This window comes from Myroides sp. A21, from assembly GCF_000807225.1.
In the GTDB taxonomy this organism is placed as follows: domain Bacteria; phylum Bacteroidota; class Bacteroidia; order Flavobacteriales; family Flavobacteriaceae; genus Flavobacterium; species Flavobacterium odoratimimum.
On sequence record NZ_CP010327.1, the window covers coordinates 40,706 to 61,625 of the forward strand.

12 protein-coding genes and 2 pseudogenes are annotated in these 20,920 nt (G+C 33.1%); all 14 read right to left on the reverse strand.

What is annotated here, in order from left to right; translation table 11 throughout:
- Window positions 1–433: 433 nt before the first annotated feature.
- The 14 genes and pseudogenes from MYRA21_RS00180 to MYRA21_RS00245 all read right to left on the reverse strand — a co-directional run bounded on the left by MYRA21_RS00180 (window position 434) and on the right by MYRA21_RS00245 (window position 20,900).
- Window positions 434–1,126 (reverse strand): M48 family metallopeptidase, encoded by a 693-nt coding sequence (locus MYRA21_RS00180; RefSeq protein WP_006266630.1) that lies wholly within the window; start codon window positions 1,124–1,126, stop codon window positions 434–436.
- Between the two features lie 2 nt (window positions 1,127–1,128).
- On the reverse strand, window positions 1,129–4,179 hold the full coding sequence (locus tag MYRA21_RS00185; RefSeq protein ID WP_006266629.1) for a type I restriction endonuclease subunit R: 3,051 nt from the start codon (window positions 4,177–4,179) through the stop codon (window positions 1,129–1,131).
- Complete coding sequence (locus MYRA21_RS00190; protein ID WP_039328032.1) at window positions 4,176–6,656, reverse strand: DUF262 domain-containing protein; 2,481 nt, start codon at window positions 6,654–6,656, stop codon at window positions 4,176–4,178. The genes MYRA21_RS00185 and MYRA21_RS00190 overlap by 4 nt, the downstream gene beginning before the upstream one ends.
- Window positions 6,657–6,660: 4 nt before the next feature.
- Window positions 6,661–8,433 carry a DUF262 domain-containing protein gene (locus MYRA21_RS00195; protein WP_039328034.1) on the reverse strand — a complete coding sequence of 591 codons (1,773 nt, stop codon included), beginning with the start codon at window positions 8,431–8,433 and terminating at the stop codon, window positions 6,661–6,663.
- A 533-nt stretch (window positions 8,434–8,966) separates the two neighbouring features.
- Window positions 8,967–9,740 carry a hypothetical protein gene (locus MYRA21_RS00200; protein WP_006266626.1) on the reverse strand — a complete coding sequence of 258 codons (774 nt, stop codon included), beginning with the start codon at window positions 9,738–9,740 and terminating at the stop codon, window positions 8,967–8,969.
- Window positions 9,741–9,807: 67 nt separating this feature from the next.
- A complete protein-coding gene (locus MYRA21_RS18630) occupies window positions 9,808–11,052 on the reverse strand; it encodes a restriction endonuclease subunit S (RefSeq protein ID WP_158437100.1) in 1,245 nt (414 codons plus the stop codon).
- Window positions 11,046–13,544: a type I restriction-modification system subunit M gene (locus MYRA21_RS00210; protein ID WP_006266623.1), complete on the reverse strand. Its 2,499-nt coding sequence runs from the start codon at window positions 13,542–13,544 to the stop codon at window positions 11,046–11,048. Before MYRA21_RS00210 ends, MYRA21_RS18630 begins: the two co-directional genes overlap by 7 nt.
- A 189-nt stretch (window positions 13,545–13,733) precedes the next feature.
- On the reverse strand, window positions 13,734–14,612 hold the full coding sequence (traN, locus tag MYRA21_RS00215; protein WP_006266622.1) for a conjugative transposon protein TraN: 879 nt from the start codon (window positions 14,610–14,612) through the stop codon (window positions 13,734–13,736).
- Window positions 14,613–14,635: 23 nt separating this feature from the next.
- Entirely contained in the window at window positions 14,636–15,919 is a 1,284-nt protein-coding gene (gene traM / locus MYRA21_RS00220; RefSeq protein ID WP_039328038.1) for a conjugative transposon protein TraM, read from the reverse strand.
- 270 nt (window positions 15,920–16,189) lie between these two features.
- Window positions 16,190–16,813 carry a conjugative transposon protein TraK gene (gene traK / locus MYRA21_RS00225; RefSeq protein ID WP_039328043.1) on the reverse strand — a complete coding sequence of 208 codons (624 nt, stop codon included), beginning with the start codon at window positions 16,811–16,813 and terminating at the stop codon, window positions 16,190–16,192.
- A gap of 7 nt (window positions 16,814–16,820) precedes the next feature.
- Window positions 16,821–17,009 (reverse strand): annotated as a pseudogene (locus MYRA21_RS00230) (conjugative transposon protein TraJ); the annotation flags it as partial.
- A 103-nt stretch (window positions 17,010–17,112) separates the two neighbouring features.
- A complete protein-coding gene (gene ltrA / locus MYRA21_RS00235) occupies window positions 17,113–18,921 on the reverse strand; it encodes a group II intron reverse transcriptase/maturase (protein ID WP_039330333.1) in 1,809 nt (602 codons plus the stop codon).
- A 558-nt stretch (window positions 18,922–19,479) separates the two neighbouring features.
- Window positions 19,480–20,289, reverse strand: a pseudogene (traJ, locus tag MYRA21_RS00240) (conjugative transposon protein TraJ); the annotation flags it as partial.
- 2 nt (window positions 20,290–20,291) lie between these two features.
- Window positions 20,292–20,900, reverse strand: coding sequence for a DUF4141 domain-containing protein (locus MYRA21_RS00245; protein WP_369813277.1), 609 nt, complete (start codon window positions 20,898–20,900; stop codon window positions 20,292–20,294).
- Window positions 20,901–20,920 lie beyond the last annotated feature (20 nt).

The following is a 20,920-nucleotide window of genomic DNA, read 5'->3' on the forward strand; positions in this document are numbered from 1 at the left end:
TGTTTAAAGTTAATAATTTCGAATTAACAACTGTCCGATTTTTAGGGAAGCCTACACTTTTACGAACTTTTTAAAGAAAGGTGCAAACTAGGTGCTCAAGGGCATAAAAAAAGCCCGATAACGAGTGTTATCGGGCTTTTCAGCGGAGAAAGAGGGATTTACACCCTACTCCGTATGTCCTATAAATAGTGACTTTCAGGCTTTTGTAACTTTTTGTGCCATGAAATAGCCGAGCTTTTAAATCGATGATTTTTAGTGTATTAATTTAATACTAAATATACTAAAAAAATCTATACAACTATACTTAATTCATTAATATATAAAAAACTCATTTTAAAACAATTTAATTAAAAAGCCTACGAGTCTCTCTAATTATTCCATACATCACGTAATATAAGTGTTTGATCTTTGTAATAATGTAAACATAGTTTTATTACAAAGGCAACTCATTTAATTTCTTTTTCTGGGTGCGCCACGAAGGATAATATTGATCCATTAACAACACAAATCGTTTATTATGATGACGTTCTATCAGGTGAATTAGTTCATGAACAACAATATAATCAATACAATCTAAAGGCTTTTTAGCCAATTCGATATTAAACCATATTCGTTGCTGATCTGTAGCACAACTCCCCCATTTGGTTTTCATAGTTCGAATTTTGAAGCTAGGTGATTTGATATTCATCAAAGCCGAAAAATAAACAATCCTAGCCTCTAAATACTTTCGTAATTCTTTACGGTAAAAAGCATACAGAGTAGCTTGGAGTTGTTTAACATTGTTCAAATCTGAAGATTTTAAAACAATCTTTTTACCAGCGATTTCAACTTTATTTCTCGTACTCTCTTCTAACTTCAATAAATAACGATCTCCAAAGAAAAAGTGACTCTCTTGATTTTTAAATACTCTCGGCTCTTCTCGCAGTTGTTCTAAAAATTTACGCTGCTCTTTTTTAATCCATCCTAATTTGGTAGCAGCGTAAATCTTCACTTTTTCTAAATCATAAAACAATGGAGAAGATATTGTTACTTGTCCATAAGGTGGATGCACACTCAGATGCAAGTTCTTAATATCTTTGAACGTCACCTCTATCTCTACTTCCCCTATCTCTATACGTTCTGTCATTTTTAATATTCGTCTTTATGTGCTTCGATAATTTTGTAAACTTCTTCTACCTTATCGATATCTTTAACTACATCAAAAATAGCTTTCTTCACCATGCGTTGGCGAGCTAAGTTCTCTCTAAATCCTTCCTGTTTAACATATTGGACTGCTTCTTCACAAGCCAAAGCCATTTCTTCATTACCTAAAGTATGATACAAGGCTACTTTACCTTTTGTGTTTAATGAAACTGGGATATCATCCTTTTTACCTCGATTAACTTGTCGGATTAGCTCTGCCATCTTTACCAAGTATTCTTGATAAGAAACCGTTTCTTGTTTTCTGCGTTCTATTAATTCTTGTAATAAAACGGACATTTGGTCGAAATATTTTGGATCTAATAAATGCTCTTCTACAATCTTGCTTCGTACATTATTTTCAATGGTTTCTGCAACGGCTTCCTTATTCCCCTTAATTCCTTTTGGCAATGAATCAATAGCCTTCTCCATATCAGTCTCCATCAAATCTAATAGGGAAATATCATCAAAGGGAGACACCTTTTCAGACTCTTCTGCTTTGATATAGGTGTCAATTAAAAAACGCATATCAGCTTCATAAGCTTTCAAATCAATAGTTTCACCTGAAGCTTTACGGATGATCTCACGCAAATTCAAATAATCTTCCATCTTTTGATGAAAACGCTTCACTTCAGCTTCTGTAAAATTAGTATTGACAAAATCAGCTTTTAGATTCGCATAAGCTCTTATATATTCTACAATAGCTTTGTATAAGGCCATGCGTTTATATTCATTCGATTTTAAATCTTCCGGATTTTCCGTATTCCCACAGAAATAACGAATAAAATCAATATCTGCTTTTGGAAATTCTACTGATTCACAAATGAACTCTACCGTTTCCAACGCTGTTAACAAACGATCTACAGCAATCTTTAATCGATCCTTTAGATTAATCTCAACCTCTTCTTTTGTGAATCCTTCACTATCCAATTCGGACGTATAAACATTAATGGCATCGGTTACATTGCCAAATAACTCCATATAATCGACGATGTAACCATAGTCTTTATCATCGGTATCCAAACGATTCACACGACAAATGGCTTGAAATAAGGTATGATCCTGCATCTTTTTGTCGATATAGATATACGAACAAGGTGGCGCATCAAAACCGGTCAATAATTTAGAAACTACGATAAGTAATTTCATTTTGGCTGGTTCCTTTCTGAAACGTTCTTTACTTTCAGATTCGTAAGTTTCTGTCTTCGATTTATTACCACTGGACTGAACTTCTTTTAATAGCTCTGTATATGTATTAAAAATATATTCTTTATCCGTTTCTGTATCAGCACCCGTATCTTCAGTTGATACATCACGCATATTGGGATTATATGAGGTAATAATCGCACATTTATTCTTTAATTCACTTTGCAGGAACAAATTGTAATACTTGCAAGCTTCATATATACTCGATGCCACCAAAATAGCATTTCCCATTTGCGAACGCAGACGTGTTTTGGTTTGAAAATCAAAAATAATATCAGCTACAATCTTTTCCATGCGACTTTTAGAGCTCAAGACATTTTGCATGGTTCCCCATTTTTTCTTCAGTTCATTTCGTTGGAAATCATTCAGACCAGCCGTTTTTGATTCAAACCATTGATCGATTTTAGCTTGTGAAGTCAGGTTTTGTTCAATATTTCTCCCTTCATACATCAAATCTTTTACCACTCCATCTTCTACTGCCTCGTTGAATTTATAGGTATGAATGTATCTTCCAAAAACATCCATAGTAGTTTTCTTATCTTCTTTCAACAAAGGTGTACCTGTAAAACCGATGAAAACCGCATTTTGTAATACGGCCTTCATTACTTGGTTTAACTTACCACTTTGCGTACGGTGACATTCGTCGATAAATACAAAAATTTCACCTTGCGTTTTTACAGGATTATCTTGCAATTCTTTAATGAAAGCATCAAAATCAGTTTCTGTTTTATTGCCGAATTTATGAATCAACGAACATACTAATCGAGGACGTGGCGAGGTTAGGAAATCCATCAGTTCTTTTCCTGATTTGGTCTTAGCAATATCAGTTTCACCTACATCATTGAATACTCGTTCTATCTGGTCATCTAATTCGGTTCTATCTGTTAAAATAACAATACGTGAATTGGCAACATTTTCCAAAATCCACTTGCCCAACATCACCATCATCAAGGATTTACCCGAACCTTGGGTATGCCAAATGATTCCGCCTTCTCTGCGCTTGATAAATGGCTGGGCTTCTTGCAAGGCGAAATATTGATGTGGACGAGGTAGTTTTTTCACACCTGCATCAAACACAACACCATTATAGATAATATCCAATAAACGTTGTTTGTCGCAAAGTTTTTTGAGGTATTTGTCTAATTTATAATCTTCGTTTTCTTGTTCATCTTCTTTCCAAGACAAATAATATTTATCTGGTGTCTCAATAGTTCCATATCGTAAACCTTGTGTATTATTTCCTGCAAAAAGGAATTGAACTGTACTATAAAACCACTCATTAAACAATTCTTTTTGGTTGGAAATAGATTGCCGAATACTTTCCGAAATATCAATTGTTCCGCGTTTTAATTCTAAAACTCCCAACGCAATTCCATTGACATATAACACGATATCTGGGCGGCGTACATTTTGCCCTTTGGCCAAAGTAACTTCTTCCGCTATACCAAATTCATTGTTTTGCCAATTCTGCCAATCAATCGGAAAAATGGTTTCAAAGTTCTCTCCCAATTCAGGGCGAGCTTTCACACCATAACGCAATAGCGAATACACTTCTTTATTGCGCTGATACAATCCACCTGCATTGGTATTTGCCAAATCGTACACTTCCTTTACTGCTTTATTCGCTAAGGTTTCTGAATAACCACGCTTGAGTAGATTTCTCTTTAAGATCTCTTGCTCTACATTGCTATTATGCTCTCGTTTTTCCCAATTGCCATAATAGCAATAATTCAACTGTTCTTGAAACAATTGAATGATACGATTTTGAGTGATGCGTTCTATTGGGTTGATCATAGTGTTGACAATTTACTCGTTAATATAGATAAATATTCTATTATTTTCTCTTTATCTACTTTTTTAAAATAATGCTTATATTCATCATCGTAAATAAAATCACCCAGTGATTTAATCACTATTTCATCAGCAGATCTATCATTAATTGTGGCTGCCTTATGGAAAAAGCAACATTCATATCCTGCCCCATCTTTTGCAAATCTGATGTCTAGGTCATAGACCTTTTCTCCTAATTTAAAAGAAGATAATTTAATTCCAGGAGATCCACCTGTATTTTTATCCCACAAATATTCCTTAGTTTCAAACGGATTTATATCAAATTTAAGATTTTCTAATTCTTGAAATAGCCACATAGTTCTCAATTCTAAATGATATCCTGTTATAGCTGTGGAATGTAAAAGTCGAACATCATTTGCCGAAAACCATCTAATCTCATTGTATTTACACTCTTTTATAGCTCCTCCGTTTTCCACAAAGTAGTATTCCCAATCTTCTTTAGTAAATTTATGGTTTTTAATTATTGTATTTAATTTATTTACAAGATCAAGATCTGAAAGATCTAATAAGTTATCCAACAAACTCCTTAATAGGTTTCTTCTTTTTTCATCATCAAATATTTGTCTCCAATTGTCATTACGACTCCTTAAAGAATCATAAGATATACGGCAAAATGAATGATTTGTTCTTTCAACAAGGTAGTCCCCTTTTGTTAGTAATGCTTGCTGCAAATAAATTTCATTATTTCTTGTTGAAAACAGCTCTGAAAGTAAATCAGAGTATTTTGTAAATAGATCTTTATCACTAGTGGCTAAGTCAAACGCAAATTGAATTTGTCCCATAAAATATTCATGATCTTCAAGCTTGTGAATTTTATTAAAATCCCATACTGTAGGATCCAACGTACATTTATATCTCTCTTCGGTAATTTGACTTTTATCGAAAAATGATAAACTAAATTTTTCTGACTTCAAAGCTTCTTCTAAATCTAGTATGTCTGAAGACAGTAATGTACCTATGCTTTTAAGTGCATCGAATACATTATCTGGACTTTGTATGTAGGTATTGTAAATAATATTCCTCATACTACGTATCCAAAAATCAATATTTATTTTATTAGACTTTAGAAGTTCTAAAATAAAGTAATAATAAACTTGGTCCCAATAGTTTGGAGTGAAAGCATTATTTTTGAGATAAAGTGATAAAATATTCTTTCCCTTCGAAATAAACGGTTCCTTGACAATCGAATTTATTTTATATTTAATATCTTCCTCAACTTCAATTAAGGTTGACATTGTACTATCAATATATCTTAAACAATCAATAGAAAATAGCTCAAAAATTTCCAATATACCACTGTCATTCTTTAATTCAATTATAAATTGACTTAGGGGAATATATTTTACAGATTGTTTGTTGTAAGTATCACTATTCCTAATCTTTTGTAATAATTCCTTTAAATGATTAGGTAAAGCCGTATTCTTAGAAGTAGATAAATGAAAATTTATTGCCAATGTCTTTAAATAATTAAAATAGAAATCATCTAGTGATCTAAAATCAGCATCTATTTTTTTCCAAAAGAAATTCAACCAATCTGTATCAATCTTTTTCCAAAATCTTTCCAAAAAGGCCTTATCATCAATTGAAAGTTGTTTTTTATTCATACAATCTTGAAGCCATGCTTTAAAATGCTCAAAATCGGTCAATTGTTTACCTCTTTCGTTCATTTTTATATATAATTCATCAGACTGTCTTAAATCATCTAGGTCTAAAAAATCAAACTTAAATGGTAAATCCTTAAGATTAATTGACATAAAATCGAATTCTTTATGAGTAGAAAACTCTTTATTTATAGTTTGAAGCATTACCAAAGCTCCACTTACAGTGGCATCATATTTCCATTTATCTAAATACCACGTATATTTTGTTATTTGTTTGTCCAGTTCTTCGCTTAACTCTTTATGAATAACTTCGATATTACCTTTAGCAGTTAACTCCTCGAAAAATGCTAAAGCTAGTTTTCTATTATTATATTTAAAATTTAATAACTCTTTAGAGACCTCTCCTTTTCTCATGGAAATATACCAATACAACAAAAACAAAGTGGTTAAACGCTGTTGCCCATCAAGTGGTATAAAAATTAAACTACTCGTTTCATCAATTTCATTAATATTAATCTTTGTCTCTACATCTATATTAAATTGATGCGCATATTGTGTTACAGTGTGCAATAAGGTTTTTACTGAATCCTGATGAAGCTTTGCTTCTCTTTGGCGCTCTTTCCCTTCAATCTTACCATAAACAAAACCAAGATGTAAGTCTTCCTTTTGAACAATATTATTTACTAATGATTTTACAAATCGTTCTCTAATATAATTTACATTATCAGAAAGACGTCCTTGTGCATAATCCCTTTGGATAATAGGTACCTCAATAATATGGTTAGCTAATAATTGATGAAATGTATATTTTATAATCATAACTTTAATTTAAAAAAGTAGTTATTTTATTCAAGATATCACTCATATATGCATCTCTATCTCTTGTATTCCAATAGTTCAGTGTTAACTCATTTGATGGCGTCAGTGCCTTTTGGAAAACTTGTTTTGTGGCAACTGGTACATAAGCCTCTGGATCCAAACACGAATCCACTTCAAGAATCATATTTCTCTTTTTTCTAAATACTTTTTTTCCTACTTGAATATTCGTTTTATCATCCAACAAACAAAGATTAGATAAATGATCTTTATCTATAATATCTCCCAGAAGCGTTTCAATGTCCTTAACCTTTAAATTAGCACTTTCTAAATCATCTACTTTTATCTGCTTAAATTTAGCTTCTAATTCTTCATTCTGTTTTAATTGTGCATTTTCAGCAAATAGTTCTTCTATCTCTTTCATCCATTCTTGCAAATCTTCCTTCTTTTCAAAACCCATTGAGTTTTTTGCATAGATATGTTCTATATTCCAGGCTCGTGTCAAATTAAACAAATCAAATGGAAACAAATACTTTTTATCTTGTAATTGTGCTACCGCAATATTGTATAGCAATAAAATTGGAAAAACTCCTGTTTTACCATACTTAATCTCATTAATATCGTATTTACTCTTAAACTTTTGTTTTTTATCTTCAAAAAACTCATCTTTTAAAATCTGTTTTAAATAGTTTTTTAATTGATTTTTCTTACTTGAAGATCTATATTCTTCTAAAACTGTATGTATAGTTTTGGTAGTTAAATGCACCACAGCACCCATTAAATGATATGTTTCTCTATCATGGTACCATTCATCTAATAAATTATATAATGTTGCTAAGCTTCTCCACTCTGGTTTTTCTTCACGTTCAAAAGCTTTTTCATACTGTCGAAAAGTGTAATACAAATCTTCTTCCTTGGCACCCTTTCCTTTCTCAATTTCTAATAAGATGGTAATTTTATTTGCTAATTCTTTATTTGATCGATTATTTTGAATAAAATTCCAAAAATCAGGTCTTTGTAAATGTTGTTCGATTGCATTCCATTCATCAGCAAATTGATTTAACTCATAAGACTTTCGCGTAAAATCACTTATCTTGTTCATATCCAACACAAATAAACCTTTCACTAATTCTGCTTGATCCAATTGAATTTTACCATCATTGAAATTAATAAAAGTAAAAGCAACATCTTTATCATCTACTTCTTCAGTATACCAAATCACCTTAGTATACTCTAAAAGATTATGTTTAATAAAGTCTTCATTGCCATTCTTAATAAACCATAATTGAATTAAGCAGTATGCTTTAAAGAAATAAAAATTGTCTACCGTATCTTCGATGTTATTTTCATAGCAAAAGGATTCTTTCCAAACAGTCCATATATGATTTTCAATATCTTTTGAATCAGATTGTAAAACTGCTGAGAAATCTAAAGTATGCAAACGTGTTAAAAAATCATTAGATCCATCTTCTATTGAATTCCTTGTTTCATAATGAATATGGAAATAATTTTCCTTTAGTAAATGCTTTATAATCAAGAAAATAGTAGTAGTTCTTTGCTGTCCATCAATTAATTCGAAATTATTCTCGCCCTTATATAGCATTACCAGCGGTTGCAAACAGTAAAAACCGTCTCTGGTAATATCAAAAGATAAAATATCTTTTAGTAGGGCATATATTTCTCTTTTACCCCAACGATATCCCCTTTGATACTTGTTAATTAAAAAGTTTTTACCTTTAAAATTCTTAATAGCGACCATAGAATCATGCTTAGCATCCATAAGTTTTATTATTTACAATATTTAATTAAAAACTTCACGACTGGTTAAACCGTAAGGTTTATTATTATATTTACACCAACCGCACTCGCCCCGTCAACAACTCTTGCATCATGCCTTGATTAATGTAGATATAATTAGTTCAACTTATCCTTAAAATAGTTTACTTGAAAAACCCAAGTTTGTCTTTCAAATAATATGATTTGAAACCTTCTTCTTTTGTTTCTTCTTCCCACAATTCTTTAACAACAGGAAATGTATTATAATAATACATCATACCTTAATGCCATGCATTAGAAATCCTGCCCTTTTTATACTAATAATATTGTTTGGAACATAGATTAAAATAATCTATTAATTCATTGTAGAGCGATTTACTACCTATATTAGTATCTATAGTTTTTTTTAAGTTCACTAATATTTGTAGTTAACGTTAATAATGCTAAACTATCATTAAGTTCATCATATCTTTTATTAAACTCTGCAAAGACTTACCTCATATCTTGTTTAATTTAGTTGATTTGGGTTATTTGAGATTATTGAATACTAAATTTAAACCCTGATTTATCTTGATAATTAGCATCAACAAAAAAGCGAACTACTTGCCCATCATTCTTTTCTCCGAAATTGCTAAGTTCTAAACTATTTCCTTCAAAAATTGAAATTTTATAGGTTTGAGCTTTCTGATCGTAAAAAACAAAGGCGAAATCTTGAGCAAATTTGCTCTTATTAATATCAAAATTCCATAATCCATTTGAATCAGAAATATTAGAAACAGAAATTTGTTGCTTCGCTAGATTTAATTCTTTACTTATTTTATCTTTTATATCAGATATACTAAACTTTTTAATCGCCTTTTCTAAAGATTTGAACTCTAAAGAGGAAATGTTTTCTAAATCAGCTTCTGTATACGTATTTTGCCCTTCTTCATTTACTAATTCATCAATTACAACTGGAAGTTCACTTTCTATTTTATGTTTTTTATCATACGCCAAATGATGCTCCTTACACATCGGTAAAATAACATCTTCAATTGGTTGATGTTGAGCTATAAATTTAGATTTAAACTCTTCCAAATCTACCTCATATAAATCATGGTCTATTTTATAATCTGATAGAATAGTTGCAATAATAGTAGGTCTATCTTTTCCTTTAATATGGGCTGCTTCTAATGGTTTTCTTTTATTACAACCTTTTTCACGACAGGTTGTGTGTGCCTTTAATTTTCTGGCCATATTAGCTACAATATTTCGAGCTAATGGTCCAACATAATCATTAAACTCTCTTAGAGTTCCTTTAAACACTGCCATAATTAATCGTTTTTATTCGTTTAGTTAACCCCACAGCTGGTTAAACTGTGAGTCTTATATTTTACTCTTACACCAACCGCACTCTCCCTGTCAACAACTCTTGCATCATCCCTTGTTTAATTTGACGGGCTTTGGCTAATTGATTGTCTAAGGCTTCTAACTCGGTATCCATATCCGATAAGATTGTAGCAATGCGGGTTTGCTCAGGAAGGGGTGGGAATGGAATTATAAACGCTTCTAATTCATTACTATTTATACCTGGCTGACCACTTCTCATAGAATTAGAGATAATAAAATTATCATAATTCTTACTTTTGGTTAGATAGAATAAAAATCTTGAATAAAGTACTTTTGAATCAACTCTTAATCTGATCAAGAAGCCTGCAAAGACATATTGACCGTCTAAAAATGAGTGAAAATAAGATTTCCCTACACTTGCACCTGTCCTAGCTACGCATATATCTCCATCCTGCAATACATACATTTCTGATAACAGGCTGTCTACAGATACTTTATTTCCGTTCATAAATGTTCCATCTCTACCAATATCTGTAATTCTTATATATGTTGGAAGGCTGCTACTAAATTCGACAGCAGGTGCATTTATACCATAATCGGGTCTATGGGATAAAACCTCCCCCAACTTTTTCACTTCCCAATCTTCCTTGGGAGTAAGTAATTCTTGCATAGCACCTTGTTTAATTAAGCGTTTTTTGGCGATAAGTTGTTCCAAACTTTCTATCCACGCATCGGCATCAGACAAAGCTGTTGCTATTGCTTGTTGCTCAGCAAGCGGAGGAAGTGGTATTAAAATTGACTTTACATCATCTTTATATAAAGCGCCCAATGTTGAACCAGCATTTTTTCTTTTTAATTGCTTTTGTCCCGTTTCACTAATAAAATATTGGTATAAATATTTAGAAGAAGATATATCATTTAGTTTTAAAAGATATAAGTTAGGTGCCAACGTTGCTCTCTTTGTTTTCATTTCAAAAAGATAAACATTTCCAATATCTCCTCTTTTAAGAAATAATAATTCTCCACCAAACAAAGATGTTTTCTTTAAAAAAGAATATGAAGCTTTATCAACATACTTCACATTAGATAAATCAGTATTATTTTCTAAATCTGTTGATCTAACATACCAAGCATATTCAGGATAATTATATGATTTAACATTTTCAGCAACAGAAGAAAAACTTCCATTAGCATCATAGTCAGTTAGAAGAGTTATTAAATCTCGTATTGTGAACATCTCCCAATCCTCAGGAATCACGCCAATTTCTGTTTGTTTATAACCTTGTTTTACCATGTCCATCCCATTTTTTCCAGGTGAGACTTTACTTTCGAGGCAGCGTCATTTGCAGCAGTTTCTAAGCTTGATAACGTAGTTTCATAGCGTTCTGCTAGTTCTTTGATACGCTGGGTAAGGTTTTGACTAATGCGTTCTTGCTCTTGTTGTAGCGCATTTTCTAAATGGGCTTGCCATTTATGCACCAAAACCAAGTCTTTGATTTCGGATTCGCTCAATGCTGGATATTTGGCTAGTACCGCTTTTTCTAAATCCGCGTTTAATTTTTTAATCTTGGCATTGGCACCTTTAATGGTAATATCTTGAAGTAAATATTCTTCTAAAATTTCAAAATTATTTTGTACCCCATAAGATGCCGCAGATTCAGCCACCATACCATACGTTTCTTCTACAGGAACTTTTACTTTCTTAACAGGTTTTAATTGTTTCAATAGTTTACCAATTTCCGTGGCATTCACCTTTTCTAAATCAGTAAATAAGCCTTCTTCACTGCTTTGTTCTTCTTCTATTTCGGTCATTCGAGCTTGCGCTGTTTCTACTATCGCTTCTTGTTCCTGAATAGCCAATTGCATAGCTGTAAAATATACCGAAATCAACAAATTAGGCGTGATCATACGTCCTTCAATTCCTGCTAATCCTGTTATTTCTTTATCGCCTTTACTTTTGCCATCTTTGCCTTTTTTACCTTTTATGACCAAGCGTTGGTATTCATTTCCAGCCTTCCAGCCATCTATTGCCAACGAATACACATCATCTTGCATAGTATCACTCCAATAGCTCATCAAATGCTGGTAAATATCGTAGGTATCCAACAATGCATTATCCGCAAACGCAGCCAATAAACTTTGGCTCGCCTCATCAATCACCTGTTTGGGTTGTACTCCTTGCTCCAAACTTTGCCATTGGCGCATTTGCGTGGCTAACCAAGTGTTAAACGTGTTTTTTACTTGGCTATCAAAAGCTTTAAATTCAGGATGATTCAGAATCGTAGTTTTCAATTCACTAGCAGGTACTTTAAGCTCCAAAAAATCTGTTCTAAGTTGCTGAAACAAATCGTTTTTCAAGGTTGGAAATACTTGCCAATAGCTGCTCAATGCAAGTACATCAGCTTCTGGAATTCCCCCTTTTAGATGGGCTTCTATATTTTGTATATCTTCTGCTTCTTGCGTATCAATATAACGTGGAATATTTAGGTTGTAATCATTTTTGGCATCAGCAATCTCAGTAATAGATACCATACGGCTATATTTCGGAATTTCTAATTCAGCAGTAAATACATCCGTTATCTTGCGAATATCTTGCTCGCGCAAACGGTTTTTATTTCCATCTTTCACAAAGCCTTTGCTGGCATCTACCATAAATATACCTTTGCGATGTGCAGCATGTTCTTTATCCAACACAACAATACAAGCTGGAATACCCGTACCGTAAAATAAGTTGGCAGGCAATCCAATGATTCCTTTGATATAGCCCTTCTTTAGAATGTTTTTACGAATTTCTCCTTCGGCATTTCCGCGAAACAAAACACCATGTGGCAATACCACAGCCGCTTTACCCGTTGTTTTTAGGGAAGTAATAATATGTAGTAGAAAGGCGTAATCACCATTTTTCTCCGGCGGTACACCCAAAATAAATCGATTGTATTCATCGCTGTCAATACTCACGCCATTGCTCCAACTTTTTAGTGAAAACGGAGGATTGGCAACCACATAATCAAAACGTTTCAAATTGCCATCTGTTTCTTTATAGGCTGGACGCGACAACGTATTATCTGCTACAATTATCGCTGTTGGACTATTGTGCAAAATCATATTCATACGTGCCAAGTTGGCGGTTGTTGTTTCTTTTTCTTGTCCGTATAACGAGATATCTTTACCCGATTCGTTAGCTACTTTCAAAAGCAACGATCCCGACCCACAGGTTGGATCGTAAGCTGACGTTTGGTTAGTTGCATTATTGGGATTGATACCAATTACCTTTGCCAACACACGCGATACCTCGGCCGGTGTGTAAAATTGTCCTTTCGATTTACCCGATTCTGTTGCAAAATGGCGCATCAGATATTCGTAGGCGTCCCCCAAAATATCATCACCCTCGGCCGTATTACCCGAAAAATCTAAACTTGAATCGTTGAAAATACGAACTAAGTTAGAAACGGTGTCTACTAAGTCTTTTCCTTTTCCTAGCTTGCTCTCATCATTAAAATCAGGAAACTCGTTTAGTTTGTTAGCTTCTTTTATAGGATTCAAAATCTCTTTGTTGATTTTGTCGCCAATCTCTGTTTTACCAATCAAAGCTACCATATCATCAAACGAAGCACCTGCTGGAACAGTTATAGCACCAAAGGGATCGTTTTTGTATTTATCTGAAATGTACTTCACAAACAACATCGTCAATACATAATCTTTGTATTGCGATGCATCCATTCCACCACGTAATTCGTCACAAGATGCCCAAAGTGAGCTATATAATTCGGATTTTTTAATTGCCATTGTAATTATTCAATTTGGCGTAAATATAGCCAATGTAAAAAGACTGTGAAAGGCTATATTTAGTTAATCATCATTCTGAATTAATACTTGATGTAAAGCATTTAGTACAGTTAATGGTTAGTTAATTCTAAATATACCCCTCATTAAAAAAAGGCAGCTAATTGAAAATCAATTAACTGCCTTTTAACTCTAATGTTTAATACTTAAATTCTTTATTTGCTTTGATTTTAAAATATCCGAACTCTTTGCTTTCAAAAGCTGATTCCTCACCCCACTCTTCTCCTTAATCTCAATCAAAAGTACCTGTTTATCAGACAAAGTAAATTGATCTAACATAAAAACATTATCTTGTTTACTATGACTACTAATCGTTTGAAAATCACTATAAATCCTAATCGGTTTTAAACTCACTTCTTGAATTGTAGTTCGCTTTGAGGTTCTTCTATCTTTGATTTTAAAACTAATATACTCAACTTCATAGGGTAGATTGCTTTTGTTAGTAATTGAGATGTGAAAGTAAAGTTTACCATCTTGAGTATAAATACTCTTTAACCTTGCTTCTACCCCGTATGTTTTGCTTTTAATGTTTAGCTCCTTTTTATTCTTTTTGATAATTGCTTTCATCAAAAGATAAGCTAAACTTGGAGCTGTCTTACCTAAATCTTTGAATAGAACTTCACTTTGCTGTTTACTATTCTGTTTTTCAAACTTGGTTAAATCATAACTAAGTAACATGGGCTCTTCATTGTAGCTAGCATTGAAACTATAGTATTTACCATCGTTTGTAATAACTGTAAAGTTTGTTGAAGAGATAGCTTCTTTTACAGTTTTTAATCGAAGTACATTAGAGGTAGCTTCTACTTTATTGGCTATAATTTCGTTGCTTCCTAAGTCTACATATTCAATACTACTTGGAAAAAGTATGTGAGTTGTTTTGTTTTGGGTAAGCTCTATCTTATATGGTGTTACCTCAGCATTAGATAGATTGATAGATTTATTATTCTCTTGAGCGTTTACTGTATTTACAGTTAGCAAACACAGTAGCATATATTTAATAATTGTTTTCATAATGATTTTTTTTTACTTGATTATTATTCTTTTGGAACAAGAAATAGCTCTTGCCCTTGTTTTAGCGTTACTCTCTGAGCTTTTACCTTCTTTGAAAAGTATCCTGATACGCCTTGAATGAGTCCTTTGGTTAGATCTCCTGCTATTTGGTCAGAAGCTGATTTACTCATCGATATACTCGTGCCAGCTGTTTGTCCCATATTGGCGATGATTTCTTTTGAAGCGCTTATCTCTTGAAGGTCTAGTACCTCAAGTCCTTTTTGCCCATAGTTATCATAACCAATAAGCTCTGTATCAATGATGATATCGTCGATTTTAATAGAGTTTACACTTAGCTCTAATCGTCCACTGTTTACTTTGACTTTAGCAATCAGCGTACTTGTTTCAGATAATAGAGCTCCGTTTATAACAATGCTCTCTAAGAGTCTTAGTTTGATGTAACCTTCGTTTATAATAACCTGATCTTCTTTGATACTGACTCTTATACTGTTTTTATGAGTTTGTGTTTTACGTTCTCCTTCAGCAGTATAAAAGGTTTGATTTGATTGAATATTGATAGGTAAGAAATCCTGTAAACTCATCGGTTTTACAAGTGAAGAGACAATATCTTTATTTGTTTTGTCAACCACTGTTATAGCCTGTTTTTTACTTGAAATTGTTTTGACATTTATAGTCTCATTTGAAGGCGATAATTCAGTTTGGTTTTGACCACCTGGTAAATACTTTGCTGCCATCTGAAATGATTTTTCCATAAGCTCTAATTGACCATCCATTGTAATAGACGTTGGAGTATCTTTTTCTTCTAATTGTTTCTCTAACTCTTCTATTTGCTTTTTAAGCTTATCAGTTTCAGGATTTTCAGTACTACTATAAAAACTACTCAGCACCTCTTGGCTTTGTTTGTAGTTCTGATAAGACCTCTCATAAGGCGTATAAGTAGGCTCTACATTAAAATCTTGGTGATTATAACTACTAGTTGACTCTTCTTGGGTATCATTCCAATAATCAGCTAAGGAGTTAATCTGATTTTCGTTTTCTAGCTTTTTTTGTTCCCATAGTTCTTTTTCATAGGCTTTAACCTTATCTGTGGGCATCCCTTGTGTTATCGCTTCGGGAACTGAGTCATTATGTGTGATAAGCTCCTTATCTTCTGGTTTAAACAAAAGATACATAGCTCCTAAAAACACAATACCCATTAAAGCAAATACGATATGCTTTTTGTGTTTTTCAATGATACCTTGAAACACCATATTTTCTTTGGGTACTTTCTCTATTTGGTGGGTTTTATCTGTTTGATTGTGATTCATGATTTTTGATTTTAAAAGGTGATTGTAATTCTATCTTTTGCCTATCAAGCAAATACTTTACGGGTTTTATATTGCTTTGTCTCTCTTGATTGTTTGAGCTGTTTCTTATAAAACTTGTCTTTACAATCAAAAGACAAACAAGGCTATAAAGTGTATATACAGCAAGTAATAAAACTCGTTGTCTTTTTATTGAGAGGCTATTCCAATAGGTCTGTAGCCTACTGGAATAACTATGTCTTAAAAGTTGTAACTTATTCATGGATTAGTTTTTTAGCGTTTAACAACTTCTAAGTCTTTGTTCTCTACAACTGTAAATTTTTCGATGATAAACCCCTGAGGATTGTTATCAGACCGAACCGCAGATATGAGCTGACTACTTGTTACAAGATTTCTTTTAGTGAGATTACTTGAACGTATGATATACTGGGTAGCATAAGTCTTTGTTTTATAGGGATAGGCATTAAAATCTATTTTAATACTATCTACCTCAACTCGTTGCTGAATATTCCCTGAAATAACTCTACTATAATATCCTTTTTCGAGTAAGTCTTTGTAGTAATCAAAAGCGGTTTTATCAGATAGGTTAAAGGCTCTTTGCATATTACCCTCTATTGCTGCTTTTTCAGGTGAGAGCGTAAAGAATAGCTCGTGAAAACGTCTGACGTGTTCTCTTGCCTCTACTGGCCTATTTATACTTGCATCTTGAGAGAGAGCTAGCATAAGGGATTTCCCCTTGTCAAGCACATAGATTTTCTCTCTTTGCTCTTTAGCAAAATCATAGCTTTTATAGATAGTAAATCCAACTACTAAAAGGCAAACCGATGCAAATACAATAGCATAAAGCCGAATCTGTTTAAAGCTATTTTCTATATTTCGAAGTGATTTAAATTCCATAATACTTTTATTTTTTGATTAGTTGTCCTGAAATATTACCTACTGTTGCCCCTGCTCCTGCTGTAGCCATATTACCAGTAGTAGATACAGTCTTATTCATGTTACGCATAAAGTTTCCTGCTCCACCCGCTTGAATTACCCAACCCGTAACTGTTGGAATCGTAAAATATCCTACAATACCGATAATCATAAGTAGGCTAAGCATCCAACGCCTTTTCATATTTCTATGGTAGGTTTTCAAATGCTCGCCCCCGAACCGGACTTACACGTCTCCGCGTATCCGGCTCTCCATTAAAGAGTCAGTCCATCTTACCTGCATGAGTTTTTTGATGACAACTTCTACAAAGAACTATGGTTTTTCTGCGTCTTGCAATCATCAACTTATCGGCATATCCTTTACCATCTAAATTTTCGAGTTTTCTAACATGATGCATATCTAGAGCTCCTTGCTCTCCACATATTTCACACTTTTCAGCTTTAAGTCTATCAATTAGGCTTGTTCTGTTAGCATGATAAATTATAGATTCTTTGTCAAGCTGTGTATTCTCTACAGGTCTCCTTCTTTTAAAATTTTCGTTGTAAAAAGTCTGTGTTTTAACCTCTGATTTTCTATTGAGATAACTAATGGTAAACTCTCCATTTATCTTGTACTTCTGAGCAATTTTTGCAACAGATGTTTTGTACTTTCCTGCGAAGGTTCTGTACATACTATATTGCATTATATACTTAAAAGAGTGTAGTAGAGAGCTATTATTGGCTATCGCATAGTAATTATGAAATCCTCTTAGTGTATAATTAAACTTTTGTAGAATTTCCAAATCATCATTATTGATACTTTTGCGATGTTCTCTTGCTTTCCACACCTCTTTCCCTTTGTTCATTTTAATTTCCAGAACTCCAAAATCAAGTAGTTTCTTTTTTATTGTATCCATAGATAGTTTCAGATATACCTTTTTATTAAAAGATCTTATCATTCTTCCCATCTTGTCTCTTTTAGCAAGATTACTTTTATTCACTAGAATTTCATAACCAAGAAATTTTGCAGCTCTTTGTGTGTGGGTTATCAGCGTTTTTTCTTCTGACAGTTCAAGTTTTAGTTTCGACTCAAGAAAGTTCTTAATATCTTCTTTAATCCTCTTACTATCTTCTTTACTACCTATTACACCAATTATAAAATCATCTGCATATCTTACATATTTCATTCTTTTAAAGCTATCATCCATTTCATCATTACTTGTAATGGATAACCTTTCTTTATCAATAGCTTTGAGTTGTTTTACTATACAAAGGCGTTCATTTTCATTTTTAACAACTTTAAGTTTTTGCATTGCCATTTTCTTCTTTGTATCAAGTTTCAATCGCGATTCGTTGGGTTTTTTCTTAATTCCCTTATCAAAACATTTTATATAATCCTTTACATACCTATCTAATTTATCTAGGTAAATATTGGCAAGAATAGGACTTACAATTCCTCCTTGTGGTGTTCCACTATAAGTTTTGTAAAAAGTCCATTCTTCAACATAGCCTGCTCTTAAGAATTTTCTGATTAGTCTAATGAATCGTTCATCAGAAATTCGTTCTTGAAGAATACTAATAAGTATATCATGGTTAATTCCATCAAAGAAACCTTTTATATCTCCTTCAATGAACCATTTTGCTCCAGTAAATGTTTTCTGAATCTTTGTTAATGCTGTATGGCAACTACGTTTTGGTCTAAAGCCATGAGAACATTCTAAAAATTGCCCTTCGTAAATAGCTTCTAAAATTATACGTATTACTTCTTGCACTAATTTATCATCAAATGTTGGTATTCCTAGAGGACGCATTTTTCCATTTTTCTTTGGTATATAAACCCGTCTAACTGGCTGTGGTTGATATGTTTCGTTACGTAACACTTCTATTAACTTATTGATACGTTCTAGACTCATTCCATCGATTGTCTTACCATCAGAACCTGCTGTCATATTACCCGGTTTAGCGTAGATTCGCTGATAGGCATTAAAAAACATTTCTTGGTTAAACAGGATTCTATAAAGTCTTTCATATTTATAGTTTACTTGTGGGCTATGCTTTGATAGACCGTTTAATATTTTTATTGAATTTCTCATAATGTCTCTCACATTTTTCATTAATTATATCAAACCTTTAACTGCTTCCCTTTGCCATGTACAAGGCTTTCCTTTGCTCGGACTACTACGGAAGCTCCGTTACCTTATTGAATATTCAGAGACTAAAACCTCATAGCCTTTCGGCATTTCAACTTAGGTAATCCCCGTTTGCTATGTAATAACTTAGCTTAATAGATTCTCGGATATGACTTCCACCCTTTACCATTTACTATGGTTGCGTTATGATTTATTCTTGCTTCATCTACTCATCTTCAATAGTGAAGTATCATAATATGACGAGTATAGTTATCTTACGTCAAAGTCCCTACAACTACCGCTTGGATTATCATTTAATCAATTCGGATTTTATCCTTATATCTATCTTTTCATCTTGTCATTCAGTCGCAGAATGATAACTATCTGACTTATGCTTTTTCCGACATGCTACACTCCTTGTTTGGTTTCCCTTACAAATAAGTCGGATGATGACAGGCTTTAGAATACTAGCCTGATGTCTTGCTAAAGACATATTTATTACATAACCTTTACGGGCGCACATATTACATACGCAGTATTAGATGTATCTGGAACAAAACTTGGATCTGAAAGCATCTGCATATCTCTTTCGATAATTAGTGATTGAATCTTAGCAAGCATAGCACTAAATAAATCTGCTACGGGAAGCCAGAGGTATACACTGATATACCGTGTAAGCCATTGCAAGAGTGTAGATTCAAAACCACTCCATATCGAGATAGCAAAGGCAATTGGACCAAGTATGGAAAGTACAACCAAAAAGAAAGTCCGAATAGTATCAATAACAAGAGCAGCCGCTTGAAAGAGCATTTCTAATATCTCTCTAAAACCATCTCTTAGGTTCTTTTGAAAATCATATTGCCATTTCTCTAAATACATTCCTGTCATAGCAGCTAAATCAGATGGAGACCACCCAAGCTCATCAAGCTTTTTATCAAATTCTTCATCAGATACTAAATAGGCAGTCTCAGGATTTCGTAGCATCGCTTCTTTTTCTAAAATATCTTTTTTCTGTTGTAAAGAAGTCATGTCAATTACTTGACGTTCTAAAATCTGATGAGTACCTTTAACTACAGGACTTAAAACGGTGTTTAATGTTCCAAGAACAAGGGTTGGAAAAAACATAATACAAATCCCCAAAGCAAAAGGTCTTAGCATCGGATAAACATCAATAGGTTCTGCTCTTGCTAAGGCTTGCCATACTTTAATACCAATGTAAAAAAGAGCACCAAGACCTGCTAAGCTTTTAGCCACCCCTGCCATCTGGGCTGATAGTGGCATCATATCGTAATAGAGGTTCTGAAGTACCTCATGTAAATTACTATCTCCCATAACTACCAATATTTTTGGTTAGAAGTTCCATACAGATCAAGTACCCTTTGGGTATTGTTTTTCTTCTTTGACCTGAGTATACTGATACCTATATTTTTTCTAGTGTAATAACTAACAAGGTTGTGATAGTCTTTTACTTCTTTGTAAACCCTGTCTATAATATCCATACGCTCTTTATCATTTAAAGAAAGACTTGAGGCGCTTACAATCTGTTTGAGCTCTTTGACAAGTTCTGTGCTTTCTTGAAGAAGTATGGAATACCCATTGGCAATAGCTACAAGTTCTTGAGCAGAGAAATTTGGATCATTAAGCATCTTGCCAAAGTTCTTGACATAGAGCTCTGAAACTTCTCCAACAAGTAGTACTGTCTGTTGAACCTTTCTTGCGTCCTTAACAAGGTTGTTTACCGCTTGAAGCTTGTCATAATACTCCTTGCCCTGTTTATAAACCTTCTCTACTTCTTTAAAGTTTTTAATTACATTACTAACTGTTGAAGAAGTCTGTATAATTTCATTGGCACTGTTTAATATGCCTGATGCCAGATTTGTGGGATCCGTAACTACCCACTGAGCATTCATCTGTATTGGTAAAATAAGTAGCATAGCTACCATTACTACCTGTATTAGTTTTT

Coding starts and splice junctions, on each gene's coding strand:
- MYRA21_RS00195 (WP_039328034.1), bottom strand. CDS start 8,433: ATGGATGCTAAGCATGATTCTATGGTCGCTATTAAGAATTTTAAAGGT.
- MYRA21_RS00245 (WP_369813277.1), bottom strand. CDS start 20,900: ATGGTAGCTATGCTACTTATTTTACCAATACAGATGAATGCTCAGTGG.
- MYRA21_RS00185 (WP_006266629.1), bottom strand. CDS start 4,179: ATGATCAACCCAATAGAACGCATCACTCAAAATCGTATCATTCAATTG.
- MYRA21_RS00210 (WP_006266623.1), bottom strand. CDS start 13,544: ATGGCAATTAAAAAATCCGAATTATATAGCTCACTTTGGGCATCTTGT.
- MYRA21_RS00190 (WP_039328032.1), bottom strand. CDS start 6,656: ATGATTATAAAATATACATTTCATCAATTATTAGCTAACCATATTATT.
- traK (WP_039328043.1), bottom strand. CDS start 16,813: ATGGAATTTAAATCACTTCGAAATATAGAAAATAGCTTTAAACAGATT.
- MYRA21_RS00180 (WP_006266630.1), bottom strand. CDS start 1,126: ATGACAGAACGTATAGAGATAGGGGAAGTAGAGATAGAGGTGACGTTC.
- MYRA21_RS18630 (WP_158437100.1), bottom strand. CDS start 11,052: ATGGTAAAACAAGGTTATAAACAAACAGAAATTGGCGTGATTCCTGAG.
- traN (WP_006266622.1), bottom strand. CDS start 14,612: ATGAAAACAATTATTAAATATATGCTACTGTGTTTGCTAACTGTAAAT.
- traM (WP_039328038.1), bottom strand. CDS start 15,919: ATGAATCACAATCAAACAGATAAAACCCACCAAATAGAGAAAGTACCC.
- ltrA (WP_039330333.1), bottom strand. CDS start 18,921: ATGAGAAATTCAATAAAAATATTAAACGGTCTATCAAAGCATAGCCCA.
- MYRA21_RS00200 (WP_006266626.1), bottom strand. CDS start 9,740: ATGGCAGTGTTTAAAGGAACTCTAAGAGAGTTTAATGATTATGTTGGA.